17 protein-coding genes and 1 pseudogene are annotated in these 15,323 nt (G+C 58.4%); 7 read left to right on the top strand and 11 right to left on the bottom strand.

Translation table 11 applies throughout. From position 1 onward, the window contains the following. Nucleotide 1 precedes the first annotated feature (1 nt). The 5 genes from PY650_RS22935 to PY650_RS22915 form a co-directional block, all read right to left on the bottom strand. The gene (locus PY650_RS22935; protein WP_285881871.1) at nt 2-1,498 is read right to left on the bottom strand and encodes an HAL/PAL/TAL family ammonia-lyase; all 1,497 of its coding nucleotides are present in this window, start codon (nt 1,496-1,498) and stop codon (nt 2-4) included. Continuing rightward, entirely contained in the window at nt 1,495-2,271 is a 777-nt protein-coding gene (locus tag PY650_RS22930; protein WP_285881870.1) for an ABC transporter ATP-binding protein, read from the bottom strand. The genes PY650_RS22935 and PY650_RS22930 overlap by 4 nt, the downstream gene beginning before the upstream one ends. A gap of 29 nt (nt 2,272-2,300) precedes the next feature. Then, a complete protein-coding gene (locus tag PY650_RS22925; protein ID WP_285881868.1) occupies nt 2,301-3,005 on the bottom strand; it encodes an ABC transporter permease in 705 nt (234 codons plus the stop codon). 9 nt (nt 3,006-3,014) lie between these two features. Beyond that, nucleotides 3,015-3,737: an ABC transporter permease gene (locus PY650_RS22920; protein ID WP_285881867.1), complete on the bottom strand. Its 723-nt coding sequence runs from the start codon at nt 3,735-3,737 to the stop codon at nt 3,015-3,017. A 119-nt stretch (nt 3,738-3,856) separates the two neighbouring features. Next, on the bottom strand, nt 3,857-4,702 hold the full coding sequence (locus PY650_RS22915; protein WP_285881866.1) for a transporter substrate-binding domain-containing protein: 846 nt from the start codon (nt 4,700-4,702) through the stop codon (nt 3,857-3,859). A 194-nt stretch (nt 4,703-4,896) separates the two neighbouring features. On the opposite strand from PY650_RS22915, the gene hutC reads away from it, so the two are divergent. Continuing rightward, nucleotides 4,897-5,652: a histidine utilization transcriptional repressor HutC gene (hutC, locus tag PY650_RS22910; protein WP_285881865.1), complete on the top strand. Its 756-nt coding sequence runs from the start codon at nt 4,897-4,899 to the stop codon at nt 5,650-5,652. A 68-nt stretch (nt 5,653-5,720) separates the two neighbouring features. On the opposite strand, the gene PY650_RS22905 is transcribed toward hutC, so the two are convergent. Further along, entirely contained in the window at nt 5,721-6,311 is a 591-nt protein-coding gene (locus PY650_RS22905) for a sterol desaturase family protein (RefSeq protein WP_285881864.1), read from the bottom strand. A 551-nt stretch (nt 6,312-6,862) separates the two neighbouring features. Between PY650_RS22905 and PY650_RS22900 the strand changes: the two genes are divergently transcribed. Then, nucleotides 6,863-7,066: a hypothetical protein gene (locus PY650_RS22900; protein WP_285881863.1), complete on the top strand. Its 204-nt coding sequence runs from the start codon at nt 6,863-6,865 to the stop codon at nt 7,064-7,066. 365 nt (nt 7,067-7,431) lie between these two features. Continuing rightward, nucleotides 7,432-7,668 (top strand): type II toxin-antitoxin system RelE/ParE family toxin, encoded by a 237-nt coding sequence (locus tag PY650_RS22895; RefSeq protein WP_285881862.1) that lies wholly within the window; start codon nt 7,432-7,434, stop codon nt 7,666-7,668. A gap of 246 nt (nt 7,669-7,914) precedes the next feature. Here PY650_RS22895 and PY650_RS22890 read toward each other — a convergent pair whose 3' ends face one another. Then, complete coding sequence (locus PY650_RS22890; RefSeq protein WP_285881861.1) at nt 7,915-8,703, bottom strand: hypothetical protein; 789 nt, start codon at nt 8,701-8,703, stop codon at nt 7,915-7,917. Nucleotides 8,704-9,060: 357 nt separating this feature from the next. Here PY650_RS22890 and PY650_RS22885 point away from each other — a divergent pair, with 357 nt between their 5' ends. Beyond that, nucleotides 9,061-10,485 (top strand): sensor histidine kinase, encoded by a 1,425-nt coding sequence (locus tag PY650_RS22885; RefSeq protein WP_285881860.1) that lies wholly within the window; start codon nt 9,061-9,063, stop codon nt 10,483-10,485. Further along, nucleotides 10,482-11,129 carry a response regulator gene (locus PY650_RS22880; RefSeq protein WP_285881859.1) on the top strand — a complete coding sequence of 216 codons (648 nt, stop codon included), beginning with the start codon at nt 10,482-10,484 and terminating at the stop codon, nt 11,127-11,129. The genes PY650_RS22885 and PY650_RS22880 overlap by 4 nt, the downstream gene beginning before the upstream one ends. A 50-nt stretch (nt 11,130-11,179) precedes the next feature. Here the strand turns inward: PY650_RS22880 and PY650_RS22875 are convergent, their stop codons facing one another. Then, on the bottom strand, nt 11,180-11,749 hold the full coding sequence (locus PY650_RS22875) for a hypothetical protein (RefSeq protein ID WP_285881858.1): 570 nt from the start codon (nt 11,747-11,749) through the stop codon (nt 11,180-11,182). 448 nt (nt 11,750-12,197) lie between these two features. On the opposite strand from PY650_RS22875, the gene PY650_RS22870 reads away from it, so the two are divergent. Continuing rightward, entirely contained in the window at nt 12,198-12,587 is a 390-nt protein-coding gene (locus tag PY650_RS22870; protein WP_285881857.1) for a hypothetical protein, read from the top strand. Between the two features lie 51 nt (nt 12,588-12,638). Here the strand turns inward: PY650_RS22870 and PY650_RS22865 are convergent, their stop codons facing one another. The 3 genes and pseudogenes from PY650_RS22865 to PY650_RS22855 form a co-directional block, all read right to left on the bottom strand. Beyond that, nucleotides 12,639-13,196, bottom strand: coding sequence for a DoxX family protein (locus tag PY650_RS22865; RefSeq protein ID WP_285881856.1), 558 nt, complete (start codon nt 13,194-13,196; stop codon nt 12,639-12,641). A gap of 124 nt (nt 13,197-13,320) precedes the next feature. After that, nucleotides 13,321-13,875 (bottom strand): annotated as a pseudogene (locus PY650_RS22860) (MbnB/TglH/ChrH family RiPP precursor modification enzyme); the annotation flags it as partial. 33 nt (nt 13,876-13,908) lie between these two features. Further along, nucleotides 13,909-14,223: a BufA1 family periplasmic bufferin-type metallophore gene (locus PY650_RS22855; RefSeq protein WP_285881854.1), complete on the bottom strand. Its 315-nt coding sequence runs from the start codon at nt 14,221-14,223 to the stop codon at nt 13,909-13,911. 340 nt (nt 14,224-14,563) lie between these two features. On the opposite strand from PY650_RS22855, the gene PY650_RS22850 reads away from it, so the two are divergent. Then, a partial coding sequence (locus PY650_RS22850; RefSeq protein WP_285881853.1) for a cache domain-containing protein occupies nt 14,564-15,323 on the top strand: 760 nt, incomplete at its 3' end.

Below are 15,323 nucleotides of genomic sequence, written 5' to 3'. Positions count from 1 at the left end.
CCTATTTTGTAAGCTCGGGAGGTAGCGTCTCGCGGATCAGGTTGCGCAGGGCTTCCATGTCGCCGCTTAAGGGCCGGTCGTCGCCATAGTGGCCAATACGGTTGCGCACCATCCTGTAGATGGCATCCGTGCCCTCTGCACGGGTTCCGGAAGCACCGAGGAAATCATGCGCCTGCGCCGCCGCCATCAATTCGATCGCCAGGATATATTCAGCATTGTCGATCAGCGCGAGCAGCTTGTTTGCTGCCGCCGTCGGATGCGCCAGGAAGTCCTCTTGCAGGCCGGAGGTCAGTCCGCCGTCCGTGCTGGCGGGCGCCGCCAGGCGACGGTTCTCGTTGGCAAGTGCCGCGGCCGTATATTGCGCGATCATGAAACCGGAATTGCTGCCGGCGTCGCTGGCGAGAAAGGGCGGCAGACCGCTGACGAGCGGATTGACCAGCCGATCCATGCGCCTTTCGCTCATCGCCGCGATCTGAGCAATCGCGATCGCAAGGCTGTCGGCGGCTTGGCCGAGCGCCGGGGCAACCGCATGGGCTTCAGACGAGACCACCGGGTTCTCCGGCGTACCGGAAACGACCGGATTGTCGGTGACGGAGGCAAGCTCCCGATCGACAACAGCAGCGGAAGTATCGAAGACATCCCGGGCAGCGCCATGGGCATGCGGAATGGCGCGCAGGCTGAGGGCGTCCTGCGTGCGTCGGCCCAAAGCCGCGGCAACAAGGCCGCTACCCTTGAGCCGGGAGCGGAGCGATGCGCCGACTAAGGCGATGCCCTTGGAAGGGCGCAGCGCCAGCACGGGCTCGTCGAATGCCGAAACTTGGCAACCGGCCGCCTCCAAAGTCAGCGCCGCGATCGCATCGGCCCACGCAAGCAAGCGCTCGGCGCGGCCCAACGCCACGCTGGAAAGACCGGTGGCGCAGGCCGTGCCGTTGACGAGGCTCAATCCTTCCTTGGCGCCGAGCACCACTGGTTCAAGGCCAATCGCTGCGAGCGCCTCGCGACCGGACATGGCTTTGCCGGCAACCCTGGCGCTCCCCTCACCGATCAGCACCAGCGCGATATGGGCGTTATGTGTCAGATAACCTGCCGAACCTCTCGAAGGCACGTCGGGAATGCAATCCTTGTCGAGAAAGGCCGCGAGATGATTGACGATCTCCAGCCGCACGCCGGAATGGCCATGGGCGAAATTGGCAATCTCAGCTGCGATAATGGCGCGCACCTCACGCGGCGCCAGCAGCAATCCGACGCCGCAGGCATGGCTGAGGATGATATTGCGCGACAAGCGGCTCTGGGACTGACGGTCGACCACGGTATCCGACAGCGCGCCGACGCCGGTATTGACGCCATAGGCCCGCACGCCGGTTTCGACGATGCGTTCGACGATACGGCTCGCATAGGCGATGCGTTCCCGGACGGGAGGTGCAAGCGACAGAGGCGCGCCGTCCGCTACGCTCGCGATATCCCGCCAGCCAAGCACCGTTCGAAGCGTAATTGTCATGTCGGGTTTCCGAAATGTCCGATGAACTGGCGGAAGGCCGGCGAGGCGCCGCCGCCAAACATCTCCTGCGGCGGGCCGCTGCTTTCGATGAGGCCCTCGCGCATGAAGACGACGCGGTTGGAGACATTGCGGGCAAAACTCATCTCATGGGTGACGACGAGCATGGTCATGCCTTCTTCCGCCAGCGAACGCATGACGCGCAGCACTTCGCCGACAAGCTCGGGATCGAGCGCCGAAGTCGGCTCGTCGAAGAGCATGACTTTCGGCTTCATGGCAAGTGATCGCGCGATCGCCGCGCGCTGCTGCTGACCGCCGGACAGGAGCGCCGGATAGGCATGGCGCTTGTCGACAATGCCGACCTTTTCCAGCAAAGCTTCAGCTTCGGCGATGCATTCGGCCCGCGGCCGCTTCAGCACGTGCACCGGCCCCTCGATAACGTTCTGCAGGATCGTCATGTGAGACCAGAGATTGAAGGACTGGAACACCATGCCGAGCTCGGCGCGGATATGATCCACCTGCTTCTGGCTCGCTGGCTTGGCTTTGCCGCCCTTATGCACCATCCGGATCTGCTCGCCGTCGACCCAGATTTCGCCTTCATTGGCAATCTCCAGCAGATTGATGCAGCGCAGAAAGGTCGATTTTCCCGAGCCCGAGGCGCCAAGCAGCGAAATGACGTCGCCGTCCTGCGCCTCCAGGGAAATGCCGCGCAGAACCTCGTGCGTGCCGAAGCTCTTGCGGATATTGCGGACCGAAAGTCGGGTGACGCCGGGCATGTTCGCTCCAATCCAGATCTAGGCCAGTTTTACGCCTTCAGCGCCGCCGGAACGGCGCGACGATGGCGGGACAGATGATATTCCAGCAAGCCGAGCGCCTGCAGAATGATGAAATTCAAGATGAGATAGATGGCGGCCGCGCAGAGGAAGACTTCCATCGTGCGGTAGGTATGCGAGATCAGCCGCTGGGCGACACCGGTCACCTCCCAGACGGTGACAAGACTTGCAAGCGCCGTCGACTTCATCATCAACACGATTTCGGTCGAATAGGCAGGGAGTGCATGGCGAAAGGCGATCGGCGCCAGGACGCGGCGCACCAGCAGGAAACCGGACATGCCAATCGACCGCGCCGCTTCGATTTCGCGTGGCGAGACCGCGCGAATGCCACCGCGGAAGATCTCGGCAGTATAACCTCCGGTGCAGAGCGCCAACGACAGCACCGCACAAACGAAAGGTTCGCGCAAGAGCGGCCAAAGAGGCCCATAGCGGATGAACCCGAATTGGGCGAGCCCGTAGAAGATGAGGAACATCTGGATGAGCAGTGGCGATCCGCGGAAGACGAAGATGTAGCCCTTGGCGAAGGCGGAAAGGATCGGATTGCCGCCCACCCGCATCCAGACGATCAGGACTGCGAGCAGGCCGCCGATGGCGATCGACAGGAAGAACAGCGCGAGTGTCGTCGGCAGAGCTTCAAGCAGCGTGGCCATGGTCTGTGCGAGAAAAGCGAAATCCATGATCGATCCTCAGGCCTGGCCCATCGCGGAGGGCATGCTGCGATTGGCGCGCCGCTCGGCGCCGTTGAAGACGCGATCCGATAGGCTCGTCAGGATAAGATAGAGCGCGCCACCGACGACGAAGAATAAAAAATATTGCCGTGTCGAGCCGGCGGCGACCTGGCTGGCCCGCATCAGCTCTACAAGGCCGGTGATCGAGATCAGAGCCGAATCCTTGAGGCTCAACTGCCAGACATTGCCCATGCCGGGAATGGCGAAGCGCAGCACCTGCGGCATGATGATGCGCCGAAATCTCAAGGCCCCGTGCATTCCAATCGCCAAGGCAGCTTCGAGCTCGCCCTTGGAGATCGCAAGATAAGCGCCGCGGAACACTTCGGCCTGATAGGCGCCCGAGATGATGCCAACCGCAAGCGCGCCAGCCGCAAAGGACGGCATGCCCAAAAAACCCTCATAGCCAAAGGACTTGCCGATGCTGGTGATCGCGCTCGACCCGCCGAAATAGATAAGATAAATGATAAGCAGCTCCGGCACGCCGCGGAAAACGGTTGTATAGACGTTTCCAAGCGTCTTCAGAATGAGATTGCCGGAAAGCTTCGCGGCCGCGACAATGGCGCCGAAGACGGCGCCGATTGCCAGTGCGACAGCCGTGACGCATAGCGTCATCAGCGCCCCGAGCAAAAGCAGCGTGCCCCAGCCGGTCGAGCCGAAACCGATCAATTGCAATGTGGCCATCACCTTCGTTCCCCGTATCGAGCGGTCAGTCTTTCTGATTGCTCAAAATCATAACATGCAGGAAGCGGCATTGAAGCCGAGAGCCGGCGCCTCCGCGATAGGGAGGCGCCGGCCAAGAATTATTCCTGCGGGGAGACGTCCGTCTTGAACCACTTCATGGAGAGGTTCTTCACGGTGCCGTCGGCCAGTGCCGATTTGATGGCCGTGCTGAACATATCGCGCAGATCCGTATCGGACTTGCGCACACCAAGCCCTTCGCCGACGCCCCAGATCGGGCCGGCAATTTGCGGGCCGGTAAAGGTGAGCGCACCGTTGGCAGCATCGAAGGCCGTCTGGAAATAGACGGCATCGTCGAAGCCGAGATCGATACGGCCGTTCTGCAGATCGAGGTCGCGGTCGGCGCCGGTCTTGTATTCGCGGATCGTGGCGACGTCGCCGAAGTTGTCGTAGATGAACTTCGCGTAGACGGTAGCGGCCTGGATGCCGATCGTCTTGCCCTTGAAGGCTTCCTTCAGCGCGTCGATCTCCTTAACGCCGGTCTGACCGGGTGTCATCTTGATAGTCGCGCCGGTGCCGGCCGCCTTGGCCAGCGGGCTATCCTTTGCAGTCGCGAAGGCGGCCGGGGTCGCGGCATAGGGAACGGTGAAGTCGATGACCTGCTTGCGCTCGTCGGTGATCGACAACGCATCCATGATCACGTCGAACTTGCCTGCGTTCAGAGCGGGAATCATGCCGTCCCAGTCGGACGCCACGAGCTTGCAGTCGACCTTTGCCCGCTCGCACAGAACCTTGGCCAGCTCCGGTTCGAAGCCGCCGAGCGTGCCGTCGGAATTGGTCAGATTCCATGGCGCATAGGCGCCTTCGAGCGTAATGGTAACCGTCTTCCAGTCCTTCGCCTGAGCTGCGGGACCGGTAAGAACGCAAAGCGCCAGGGCGCTGGAAAGAAGCGCATGCCTAATCTTCATCGAAGTTCTCCTCTTGAGATCGAAATAGCCAATCTTTGTTTGATGCCAGTCTCCGCCGGCTTGCCCGTCACCGACCGGCATATGCTGGTCAGGTCAATTGGGTAGTTGTATAGGGTACCATATGTGATATTTTGTGATATGCAAGTCCCAAGTCGAATTACAGGCGAAATTCCTGGCTGCACAAGGATTAGGCAATGAAACGCGGTACCGATCGGAAACGGGAGCTGGCCGAAAGCGACACCGGCCCACTATACGCCGGCGTGAAGCAGATGATTCTGGATCGGATCCATAGCGGCGAATGGCCGCCGAAGCATCGCGTCCCCTCGGAAAACGAGCTGGTCGTCGAACTTGGCGTCAGCAAGATGACCGCCAACCGCGCGCTGCGAGAACTCGCCAACGAAGGGGAACTCGTGCGTATCCAGGGCGTTGGCTCCTTCGTCGCCGAACGCAAGGGCTATTCGGCGCTGTTCGAAGTTCGCAACATCGCCGACGAGATTGCCGAACGTGGCCATGTTCACGAGGCCTCTGTCGTCGTTCTGGCCCGGGAAACGGCCTCTCCAGAGGTTGCCGACGCGCTGGAGCTAGAAATCGGCGGGGCGGTTTTCCACTCGCTGATCGTCCATAGTGAAAACGGCGTTCCGGTGCAGATCGAGGACCGCTTCGTTCATCCGGAAGCGGCACCTGAATATCTCGATCAGGACTTCACGACGCTGACGCCAAACGCCTATCTGACGGCAGCAGCCCCACTCAGCGGCTCCGAGCACATCGTCGAGGCGGCGATGCCGCAGCCTTGGGAATGCAAGCTGCTGACCGTCCTGAAGACCGAGCCGTGCCTGACGATCCGCCGGCGCACCTGGTCGGCGCGGCAGGTGGTTTCCATCGCCCGTCTCGTCTATCCCGGACACCGCTACAGGCTTGAAGCGCGCAGCGGAAAGATGTTCGAGGAGTGAAAATAATCCATTAACTTGTATATGGAAGATCATGCGCTTAAGCGATGAGTGTTTTGAGGCAAACGCACTCAGCCGCCACCCCGCCTTTGCCTGCCCTTTGCAGCCGGATCCGGCAGCACCGTTCCAAACACATGGTCCCAGAAAAGCGACGAAACGCCATAATTTCCCTCGTCGGTGGACGCATGATGCTGCGCGTGCCAGCGCTTGGCGCGGTAGAGATAGGTATCATGGGGAATGCGCCAGTGATGCATGGCGTGATGCATCGTGCCATAAGTGAGATAGCCAAACGTCATACCGACAGTAAAGCCTGACGCCACACCGAAGCCAAAGGCCCACCATGATGGCAATAATACGCCCGCGACCATGAAAAACAGGCTGAGCCAGATCGGCGTGTCGATCAGTTCGGTTGGCGCGTGGTGATGTTGGACATGCATGTCGCGCACATAGGCGACATGGTGCAGCACGAAGCGGTGGATCAGGTACTCGACCAATGTCCATGCGGCTGCGCCGATCACGATCGCACCGAGCCAGACCAATGGTTCGCGATCATAGCCCCAAGTGAAATAGGCCGCGCTCAGCCCGACAACGGTGATCGGGTAGACGACAAAATCAGTATAATAAGCGATTGCATTTGGTTTTCGCGAGAATGGCCGCCTCATATAGCTTGCTCGCTGCATTCGCTGTGAAGATTCGTAATGAAATTCTTGTATAGGCGCAAACCAATCATATGCCCTCTATCATCGTCGCTTGAGAAAACGCAAAGAAGCCAAAGCACGTTAATATTCACATCATGAAAACCGCATCCCGCTCCATTTCTGTTGCGAGATAACCTGCTCAAAGCCGGCTAATTGCGAGGCGGCATAGAAGCATGCCGGATAAGATGTCTCTCAAGAAAATGACATGCAAGTGAACATGCCACCAAGTCGTGCGATGTCGGCAATCCGGGCAACACGCCGCGCCGCCTAAACCAGGAGAATTGAAGGAGGTTAAGCCAGCCCGCCGATTAAAACGATAGGACGCGTTGTCGCTGGCTGGATCGCCGCAATCCACAGAAGCGACCGGCGATCCGAACAGGGTTCGTCATGATGTCAAGCCGCGCGGGTATGGTCGCATTTCCACCGCCTGATTTAGCGCCTTCAAAATTACTGATTTAGTGCTTTCAAAATTAGTTTCTTATGTTTAGGGTCACCCCCGATCGGAGGGGCTGTTTATGCGAAGGTATAATTTGCGATTGGATGGCGAGGCGAAGTGGAAGATTGTCGATCGCCTCACCATGTGCACGGCTGAATTGGGCGGTGCTGCTTTAAGGCAAATGCAGTGGGCGGAGGCCTGCGATATGATTTCGATATTGAATTCACTCAACGCGATCGAAAGTGCCGCGCGCGATTACGAGGCTTTGACGGCAGCGGAGTAATTGGCTTGCCGTCCCCCGAATGACACGCTTGAGCTCCTGCAAGCCCTTAAGGCCGTCGTAGCTGAAATCATCGTCGGCATGGTTCGTCGAACCCTTCTGGACGTGCCTCCTTGCGAACTCCCATGCCTCGTTGCTTGTCCTCGGTTCGATTGACCCGAATGAGGGTTGCTCTGTCGCCCGCGGCTAAAGAGTGTCTTCTCGTGCATGGAGAGGATCGTTATCCGCTTGAGATTCTGATGCTTATTCTTACGTCGATCAGTCCGATCCTCACGTCTGTTTTCTGCATCAGGTGCCGCCCGTATACCTGCCGTCGATGTGGACGCATTTGGAGTTCGAAGATTGAGCCGCGCAATACAGTGTGACGAATGCCATGTTGTGCGACGCCGCCAAGGAGATCGAAGCTGGATTGGTCGACGCCAGATTGGGCGGCTTTCAAGAAGCGAGTGGCAGGCCCAGGGCGCGGTAAGCGTGGAAGCGATCGGACTGTCGTTGGCCATCGCCACGCAGACAGGCTGATTTTCGTTAACGGCTTCGCGACGAACGAAACTGAGAATGTCAGGAAGAAAGAGAAGGAAGCCCTTCGAAAGCTATGTGATGTCTAAATGCTTGCCGATGACCCCGATTGCCGCATGGGAACAGGCAACGAAGAGGCAAAGCGTCACCGCCATCAAGATTCTGGATATTGTCGAACGCAAGGGAGTGGAAGTGCTGCGATAGCAGCATGCCGACCCTAGGGACGGATTTGCCCGCCTTGTGCGGGCATTTTCGCTTCAAGAGACCCAATCTCAATTCCGCATTCGGAGCTTGGGCGGCCCCTAGATAATTGCGGGTTAATGTCTAACGACCCATCAATCAGCTGGCTCTGTTGCTTCGTCCGATGGTTTGGTTTGAACGGCGGATCTTTCCAGAGCATCGCGAACCTGATCTATCTTTCCGACGGCCGGACCGACGCCCAGGATATCTTTGGCTTCGGCCAGCATTTTGTCGGTTACGACACCGGTCTTCGACGCCTGAGCCAGGGCCGAGCGCAAGGCTTCGTCGCTAAGGGCCGGGTCCGTCGGAACAGCATTGACCCCATTCTTGAGTTCGAACTCGGCGTAATCCATGACATAGGCTCTGATGGCCGCCATCTTCGGATCATTCGAATTCATATAGGCGTGATAATTGCGCTTGAGCGAATTGAGGCTACCAAGCTCCGCAGTCTCCGATTTGACCTTGGTTGAAGCGTGCTTTTCAAGCTTCTCGTGTGCAATCGAAGACTTCAAGGAATGAGAATGAAGGGAATGAACCGCGTGCTTGGCGTCCCCCGCATCTCCATCATCATCGCTTGCCGCGTCGGTTGCCCGCGCACTCGCCCGATCGCTTGCCCGATCACTCGCTCGATCACTTGCCCGATCACTTGCCCGATCATTTGATTGTCCGTCGTCGGACTTGTCATGGCTGGAACTTTCGCTGCCATGGCTTCCGCCATTGCCGTCGCCATGTCCATTGCCGCCGCCATTGCCGCCGCCGCCGCCATTGCCATTGCCGCCCTTGGCATATGCGATGCTTGCGAGACCGATCGCAGGACCACCCGCCGGGACTACAGCAAGCGTCAAGGCGACCATGGTCGTTCCGAAGACTGAACCGAATTTCATGCGCTTCTTTCCTTTCATTTCTGGTCGTGCTCTTCCGCTGCCACGCCACCTTGACGCGGGACGAGCAACAACAACCACGTCGCTCGTCCCACGCAACTGCGACGCGGGACAAGCAACGAGCAACCGCGCTGATCTCCACAATATTGCCGGAAATAAAAGTTTCTACCGGTGCGGGACCAATGCTGCCTGTGATGGGACCTTAGGCTTATTGCCGATGGCCAAAAGTCCGATAGTTTTCACAGGCGCTCGGGGGCGTCGATGCCGCAACTTGCCGGCAAGGCGAACCTCCCGTCATTTGACGTGCTGCCCGGCTGCAATAGGTATGCCGAAGGTGGTCATCGCTGAAAGTAGCAACAGATGCAGTCGAACCTCAAATCAATGCTGTCGCCTGCCCGTTTGATCGCCAGCTGGAATTCCCAATCTCTGGCGAAACAATTTCTGCTGTTCGGCGGCTTCGTTTCCGCTTGCGCGATGCTCCTCGTCGGCGCCTTCGTCACCGACCTCATCGAGGAGACTGTCACGCGCAACTCTGCAGCCAGCACCGCGCTTTATGTCGACAGCGTCATTGCGCCTCTGCTTCCGGACATGCAAACGACCGAATTTCTGGACGATACCGTGACGCGCGCGCTCGACGAGACACTTGGGGAGGGTGCGCTCGGCAGCCGCCTCATGTCCTTTCGGCTCTGGCGCAGCGACGGCACCATTCTTTATTCCAACGACAAGAACCTCATGGGGAAGAAGTTTCCGCTCAACAATGACCTGAAGACGGCATTTGCCGGCACGATGGTGGCGCAATTCAATCAGCTCGACGATGTGGAAAGCGTCGCTGAGCGCAATAGCGGCAAACCGCTCCTGGAGATCTACAATCCGGTCCTCCAGCCCTGGTCGGGAAAGGTGGTGGCCGTTTCTGAATTCTACGAAGTGGCGTATGACTTCGAACGCAGCCTGAACGAGGCGCGTTTCAGAAGCTGGGTGGCCGTCGCGCTGTTCACCCTGACATTCTTTCTCCTTCTGTCCCTTATCGTCCTTCGCGGAAGCAGGACGATTGAGAGCCAGCGCAGCGCGCTCAAAGCCCGCATCGGCGAGCTGTCGGCGCTTTTGCGGCAGAACGATATTCTGCACGCTCGCGTACAACGCGCTTCACAACGCGCCACCGCCCTCAACGAGAGCTATCTTAGGCGAATTGGCGCCGATTTGCATGACGGACCAGCCCAGCTCGTAGCCTATGCGTCCTTAAGATTGGACAGTCCGGCTTTGGTGAACCCAGCGACACCGGCGCATGACCGCGAGCAGTCGCTTGCCGCAATCAAAGCAAGCCTGGAGGATGCAATGGCAGACATCAGAAGCATCTGCAGCGGGCTGGTGCTGCCGCACATCGAGGCCGCAAACCTCTCCGAATTGTTAGAACGCGCGGTCCGCGCCCATGAGCAACGAACCGGTGTCAAGGTCGGCCTATCCTATTGCGGCACGACGCAAGAGCTTTCGACATCCGCCAAGATTTGTGTATACCGCTTCGTGCAGGAAGCGCTGAATAACGGTTATCGTCATGGTGAAGGCGCGGCACAGCAAGTGAGGCAGACCATCGAAGACGGGCAGATCACGATCGCGGTATCGGACAAAGGGCCCGGCTTCGATCCGGCATATATACCTGCGAGCAGCCTTGGTTTGGCAGGCCTCAGAGAGAGGGTGGAAAGTCTTGGCGGCACTTTCGACTTAAAATCTTCCAACGAGGGAACGATCGTTCAAATGTCGCTGAACGCAATGGAAATGGAGCAGACATGACGACAGCAATCAGTCTAGCGGTGATCGACGACCATCCCTTGTTCCGGGAGGGGGTCGTTCGCAGCCTCGCCGAGATCGATGGCTTTGCAATCGTTGGCCAAGGCAGCACGAAGGAAGATGCGGTCCGCATATCCGAGGAAGCGCGTCCGGACGTTTTATTGCTGGATATCTCCATGCCCGGTGGGGGGCTGAATGCACTTCCACTGATCCTCGAGCGCGTGCCCGGTCAGAAAATCGTCATGCTGACGGTCTCCGAAGCAAGCGACGATGTGACGACAGCTCTCAAAAACGGAGCAAAGGGCTATGTTCTTAAGGGCGTAGGCTCGAGAGCGTTGGCCGACATCCTGCGCACGGTGGCCTCGGGAGAAAGCTATGTCGCCCCCACTCTTTCCGCCCGCTTGATCTCTGGCGACGGCAACGGCTCCGTGCAAAAAGCCGACCTTCTTCGCGACCTGACAGACAGGGAAAGCGAGGTGCTTCAGTTCGTTGCAGCCGGACTGAGCAATAAGCAGATCGGTCTGAAGCTTGATCTCCACGAGAAGACCATCAAGCATCATATGACCCAGATCTTCACGAAACTGGGTGTTGCAAACCGAACAGAGGCCGCAATGGCTTTTCGCGATGCGCTTGAAAATCGTGGTTAGAGCGCGGGACGATTATTTAAGCGCACGAAGGTCACACTAATCTATTGAACCTAGTGAAGGAGGGACTGCAGCCGCAGGTGATCGGCGCTGGTCGCGCCCCGATTGATGATGGTGCGACCCTTCGAATCCTTCATGACATAGCGACCATTTTGTATTGCTTCACTGATGCCGTCGTCGTGGTGTACTTCCATCGACCCGTCATGCGTATCGGTCGAGCCGTTAGAGTCGGTTTGCGACTGTGTGGCGCTTTTTCCGTTGGCTCCTTTGCCGTTGCCGTTGCCGCTGCCATTTCCGCTATTGCCGTTGCCGTTGCCGCTATTGCCACTGCCGTTGCCGCTATTGCCACTGCCGTTGCCGTTACTGCCACCGTTACCGTTGCCACCGCCGTTGCCATTACCTCCGCCGTTACCGTTGCCCCCGCCGTTGCCATTACCTCCGCCGTTACCGTTGCCGCCACCGTTGCCCCCGCCGTTACCGTTGCCGCCGCCTTTTGCATCGGCAGTTTGCGCAACAATTCCGACAGAGGACCCGCGAATCTCAACGGTATAAGGCGTCGCCACAAGCACCAGCGCAAAGGAGGCACCGAGAAGAACGGCGATCGACTTTTCGCGTAAAGACATGGCTGGCTTCCTACACGCCCATAAATACACCAGATTGCAGAAGAACCGTTCCTTCACGGTATTCGAAACAGCTACTCCGCGACGATATCAGATCGCTTTTGCAACCGAACCGTCAACCTTTGTCTTGGCTAAAACGCAAATCTTGGACCTTTGCAATACTGGCTAAGACGTTGGTCCAGCGTCTCTATCGGACAAAGGTCGCAAGGGCGAGCGGACTGAAGCCCAATTGCGAACGGCAAGATTGAAAGTACGTTCGTCCTGCGCGTAGTACTGCTTGGGGAGCAATGGATTCGCCGGACGGAGGAGTGCAGATGAATGTCTTTCGTCGCACTCGGTTATTGGTGGTTCGATTGCCTGCGGCAAAGGGACAATCGGTCATAGGTGCCGTGGAGACTGCCACCATCCCTTCCGTTTCATCTCGAGACAGCCGAACGCGAAAGACGTCAAAATGCAAACGCAGTGGAAAAAATATCTGGATCAAACGAGACCACCGGGTGCGGTCGTCGATTTCTCAGCCGCCGCTTTCGTCCTTCAGGTAGCGATGAATATCCGGGTGTTGCTGGACTTTGTCGACCCGACAGCTGAATGCAGTTATTACGCGGACCGCGTTATCGCCTGCGCTGAAATATACGGCCATGCAAGAGAGGCAGGTTCGGCACTGCCCTTTAGCGACGCGGAGAAGGTGCTAGCGGAAACCGTAACGCTTTTTGTAATCGAGTTGCAACAATGTCCGCCGGCGCCGCGAGCAGGCGATGTGTGGTTGGCCAGAAGGCGTCCAACTGCAGCGTCTCAGCCGACAAAGATCAATGAAGGCCATTTCGGAAACGCCTCCTTGTAAAGACCATTGCGCGGAGGAAGACTGCCGCTCGTTCACGGCAGTCTTTGGACCCTAGGCTTGATCTTCTGCTGGCGTTACGGGCGAAGGGCTTCTGAACGGCGTGTCCATCCCGAGAACCCGCCGAGCGAGATAATCCAACGACAAACGTCCCGGCCCCCAAGCCATAATGCCGAGTGCCATCGCCGCCCAGGTGATATGAACGGGCCATCCGTCGGGAACGGTCAGTTCGACGATGCCCGTCATGGCGAGAAGACCTGCCGCGGCAAAGCGCGTGGCAAGGCCGAACACCAGCAGCGTCGAAAACACAACCTCAGCGGAGCCCGAAAGGAATGCCATCACCGCAGGCGCCGGATAGGCATATGGGCCACCCGGAAGATGCAGCATGAACTCATCGGTAAAGAGCTCGACGGCCGTGTCGCTCAACTGCAGGAACCCGTCCCATTTGAGAATGCCGGAGCGCCAAAAGGGCACGGCCAGCCCGACACGCAAAACGAGTTGCGCAAAGGACGGCTGAGCGACCATCTGGACCAGCCAGCTTGCTTTCTCGACCAATAGAACAAGTGGCGCGACGGGCCTGGTCACAGCCAGCGCTTCAAGCGTTTTCGACATCACAATTCTCCATGTAGATCTCGGCAAAAGCGCCAGCTTCGACCATCTGCGCGACCATGTCCGCAAGATCGAACGCCGGATTGACGTAAAGCGCCGCAGCCGCGGCTGCCCCGAGAGTATCGCCTTCGGCAAGACAGAGGAGGAATGCGGCTTCGCTCATGCAGGATTCGGCGAAGAGCACATAGGTTGATGGATTCTCCAGCAAGATGGGACGTCCAATCGTCGTCTGCATTTCGTCTATGTGATCGCAGACTTGGGCGAGCGTGGTGCTCGTATACGGCAAAGGCAGCAGATCATTCAGAAAGGTGTTTTCATGGGTCGACCACGCCAGGTGCTCCGACACAAGCGCCGGTTCGTATCTGTTGACCAGTTCGCGAAACCGGCGAAGGTGGTCCTTGTTCAGGGGCTGCGGCCCGCCGAGCGACATGCAAACGCCCTGAAGCGAGATCGGGTGGTCACGACGCACAAGCTCGAGCGCATGATGAGGAGGGCCGCCCGCGCCCATGTAGTTTTCCGCATGGATTTCGAAAAATCCTTGCGGGCCGGTCTCACTAAGAATGGCCGGCAGATGTTCCGGCTTGAAGCTCGTGCCGGCCAAGCCGCAAACAGGATAAAAAGGAAAGCGGAGCTCAGCACCCGCTTTTACGACAGGAGCGACGGCTCGATTGTGGGCGTTCATCTTGTCTTCTCCGCTTTCCAGTGGCTGCCTGGATTAGAGGTCGCGCTTAAGCGGCGTCAGCGAGCCATGACGGCCACCCGGGATGTCGAGCGAGGCACAGGTGCCGCCCTGAACGAACTTCCAGGAATTGCCCTGGAAATCGACAGTCGACGTACCTTGGCAGGTGGTTCCCGGACCGGCGGCGCAATCGTTCTGGCCCTTCAGAGCAACACCGTAGCACTTCTCCTTGTGGGCCGCGGTCGCTGCACTGACTTCAGCCTTCGTCAGCGGCGCTGCGGCGGCGATGGACGCAAGCGCGGTCGTCACCGCGCCGGCGAGCAGGACAGAACTCACAGTAGTTTTCAACATGAACTATCTCCCTTGGGTTCGTTGACACCCCTGTCAGCGGGGCGCGTCAAGTACTCGTTTCCAAAGCGAGTTTCGTTACAGTGGAGATTGTCACGAAGGCGTGATCGCCGACGCGTCGGCCAAATCTGGCGTCGCAGCCGCCGCCGAGCGCAATCGCAGGACCGTTGCTGAATAAGATTGATCAATTAAAGTTTTTTTAGAGAAATAAAGTCATTTTTAATTCTACCGGTAGCCGCATGTCATTTTCAGCAGCAGTAGATCCGTCGGGTTTCACCTGGCGATCGCACAGGCGGGATCAAACCGCACCGGGGTTCACTGATCCATCCTGTTGCGGGGCGCAATGAAAAATCTGAAGATTTCAAGCCAGCTTATATTGCTCGTTACCGGGCTTATGATCGCCTTCGCGGCGGCTACCTATTTGCAAATCCGCTCGTCGGTCGACTCCATCTACAACGAGCGATACGAGATGCTTCGCACGCAGGTCGAGTCCGGCATGTCCGTTCTGAAATTCTACTATGACCAGGAACAGGCCGGCAAACTGACCGAAGAACAGGCGAAGGCCCAAGCCTATGCCGCCGTCACCAACATCAGATATACGCCGGACGGCTACCTTTTCGGTTACGACTACGACATCAACCTGGTCTTCCATTACGACGCGTCGAAGGTCGGCAAGAACCAAAAGGGACAGCCCGACCAGACGGGCCACTACTATCGCGAGGAATTCATCAAGCTCGGCCAACAGGGCGGCGGCCTCATCGACTATTACGCCAACAAGCCAGGCGAACCGGCGGACGCCACGTTCCGCAAGACCGCCTATGCCCGCGCCTTCGACCCTTGGAAGGTCGTCGTCGTGACCGGCGTCTATATGGACGACCTCGATGCTCAGGTCCATGCGAAGATTTGGACGGCCTTGTGGTCGAGCCTCGTCCTCTTCGTCGTCGCACTCGCCGGCGCCTTCGTTGTGATCCGTGGCATCTCGAAACCCCTGACCGACGTTCACGCCGCATTGAAGGCCGTTGCCGACGAAGACGTGAAGGTGGCAATCCCGCATGTCGGCATGGGCAATGAAATCGGCCTGATGGCCAAGGCTACCCTGGCGC

Source organism: Martinezella calliandrae (assembly GCF_030272695.1).
GTDB classification, from domain to species: domain Bacteria; phylum Pseudomonadota; class Alphaproteobacteria; order Rhizobiales; family Rhizobiaceae; genus Rhizobium; species Rhizobium calliandrae.
The sequence above is the reverse complement of the archived record's forward strand: the minus strand, read 5'-3'. Positions and strand labels throughout refer to the sequence as shown.

What these genes read in the sequence shown, in the direction of transcription:
- PY650_RS22895 (WP_285881862.1), top strand. Translation starts at nt 7,432, where the DNA reads ATGCCATGTTGTGCGACGCCGCCAAGGAGATCGAAGCTGGATTGGTCG.
- PY650_RS22885 (WP_285881860.1), top strand. Translation starts at nt 9,061, where the DNA reads ATGCAGTCGAACCTCAAATCAATGCTGTCGCCTGCCCGTTTGATCGCC.
- PY650_RS22930 (WP_285881870.1), bottom strand. Translation starts at nt 2,271, where the DNA reads ATGCCCGGCGTCACCCGACTTTCGGTCCGCAATATCCGCAAGAGCTTC.
- PY650_RS22870 (WP_285881857.1), top strand. Translation starts at nt 12,198, where the DNA reads ATGCAAACGCAGTGGAAAAAATATCTGGATCAAACGAGACCACCGGGT.
- PY650_RS22920 (WP_285881867.1), bottom strand. Translation starts at nt 3,737, where the DNA reads ATGGCCACATTGCAATTGATCGGTTTCGGCTCGACCGGCTGGGGCACG.
- PY650_RS22865 (WP_285881856.1), bottom strand. Translation starts at nt 13,196, where the DNA reads ATGTCGAAAACGCTTGAAGCGCTGGCTGTGACCAGGCCCGTCGCGCCA.
- PY650_RS22905 (WP_285881864.1), bottom strand. Translation starts at nt 6,311, where the DNA reads ATGAGGCGGCCATTCTCGCGAAAACCAAATGCAATCGCTTATTATACT.
- PY650_RS22900 (WP_285881863.1), top strand. Translation starts at nt 6,863, where the DNA reads ATGCGAAGGTATAATTTGCGATTGGATGGCGAGGCGAAGTGGAAGATT.
- PY650_RS22875 (WP_285881858.1), bottom strand. Translation starts at nt 11,749, where the DNA reads ATGTCTTTACGCGAAAAGTCGATCGCCGTTCTTCTCGGTGCCTCCTTT.
- PY650_RS22915 (WP_285881866.1), bottom strand. Translation starts at nt 4,702, where the DNA reads ATGAAGATTAGGCATGCGCTTCTTTCCAGCGCCCTGGCGCTTTGCGTT.
- PY650_RS22890 (WP_285881861.1), bottom strand. Translation starts at nt 8,703, where the DNA reads ATGAAATTCGGTTCAGTCTTCGGAACGACCATGGTCGCCTTGACGCTT.
- hutC (WP_285881865.1), top strand. Translation starts at nt 4,897, where the DNA reads ATGAAACGCGGTACCGATCGGAAACGGGAGCTGGCCGAAAGCGACACC.
- PY650_RS22880 (WP_285881859.1), top strand. Translation starts at nt 10,482, where the DNA reads ATGACGACAGCAATCAGTCTAGCGGTGATCGACGACCATCCCTTGTTC.
- PY650_RS22855 (WP_285881854.1), bottom strand. Translation starts at nt 14,223, where the DNA reads ATGTTGAAAACTACTGTGAGTTCTGTCCTGCTCGCCGGCGCGGTGACG.
- PY650_RS22925 (WP_285881868.1), bottom strand. Translation starts at nt 3,005, where the DNA reads ATGGATTTCGCTTTTCTCGCACAGACCATGGCCACGCTGCTTGAAGCT.
- PY650_RS22935 (WP_285881871.1), bottom strand. Translation starts at nt 1,498, where the DNA reads ATGACAATTACGCTTCGAACGGTGCTTGGCTGGCGGGATATCGCGAGC.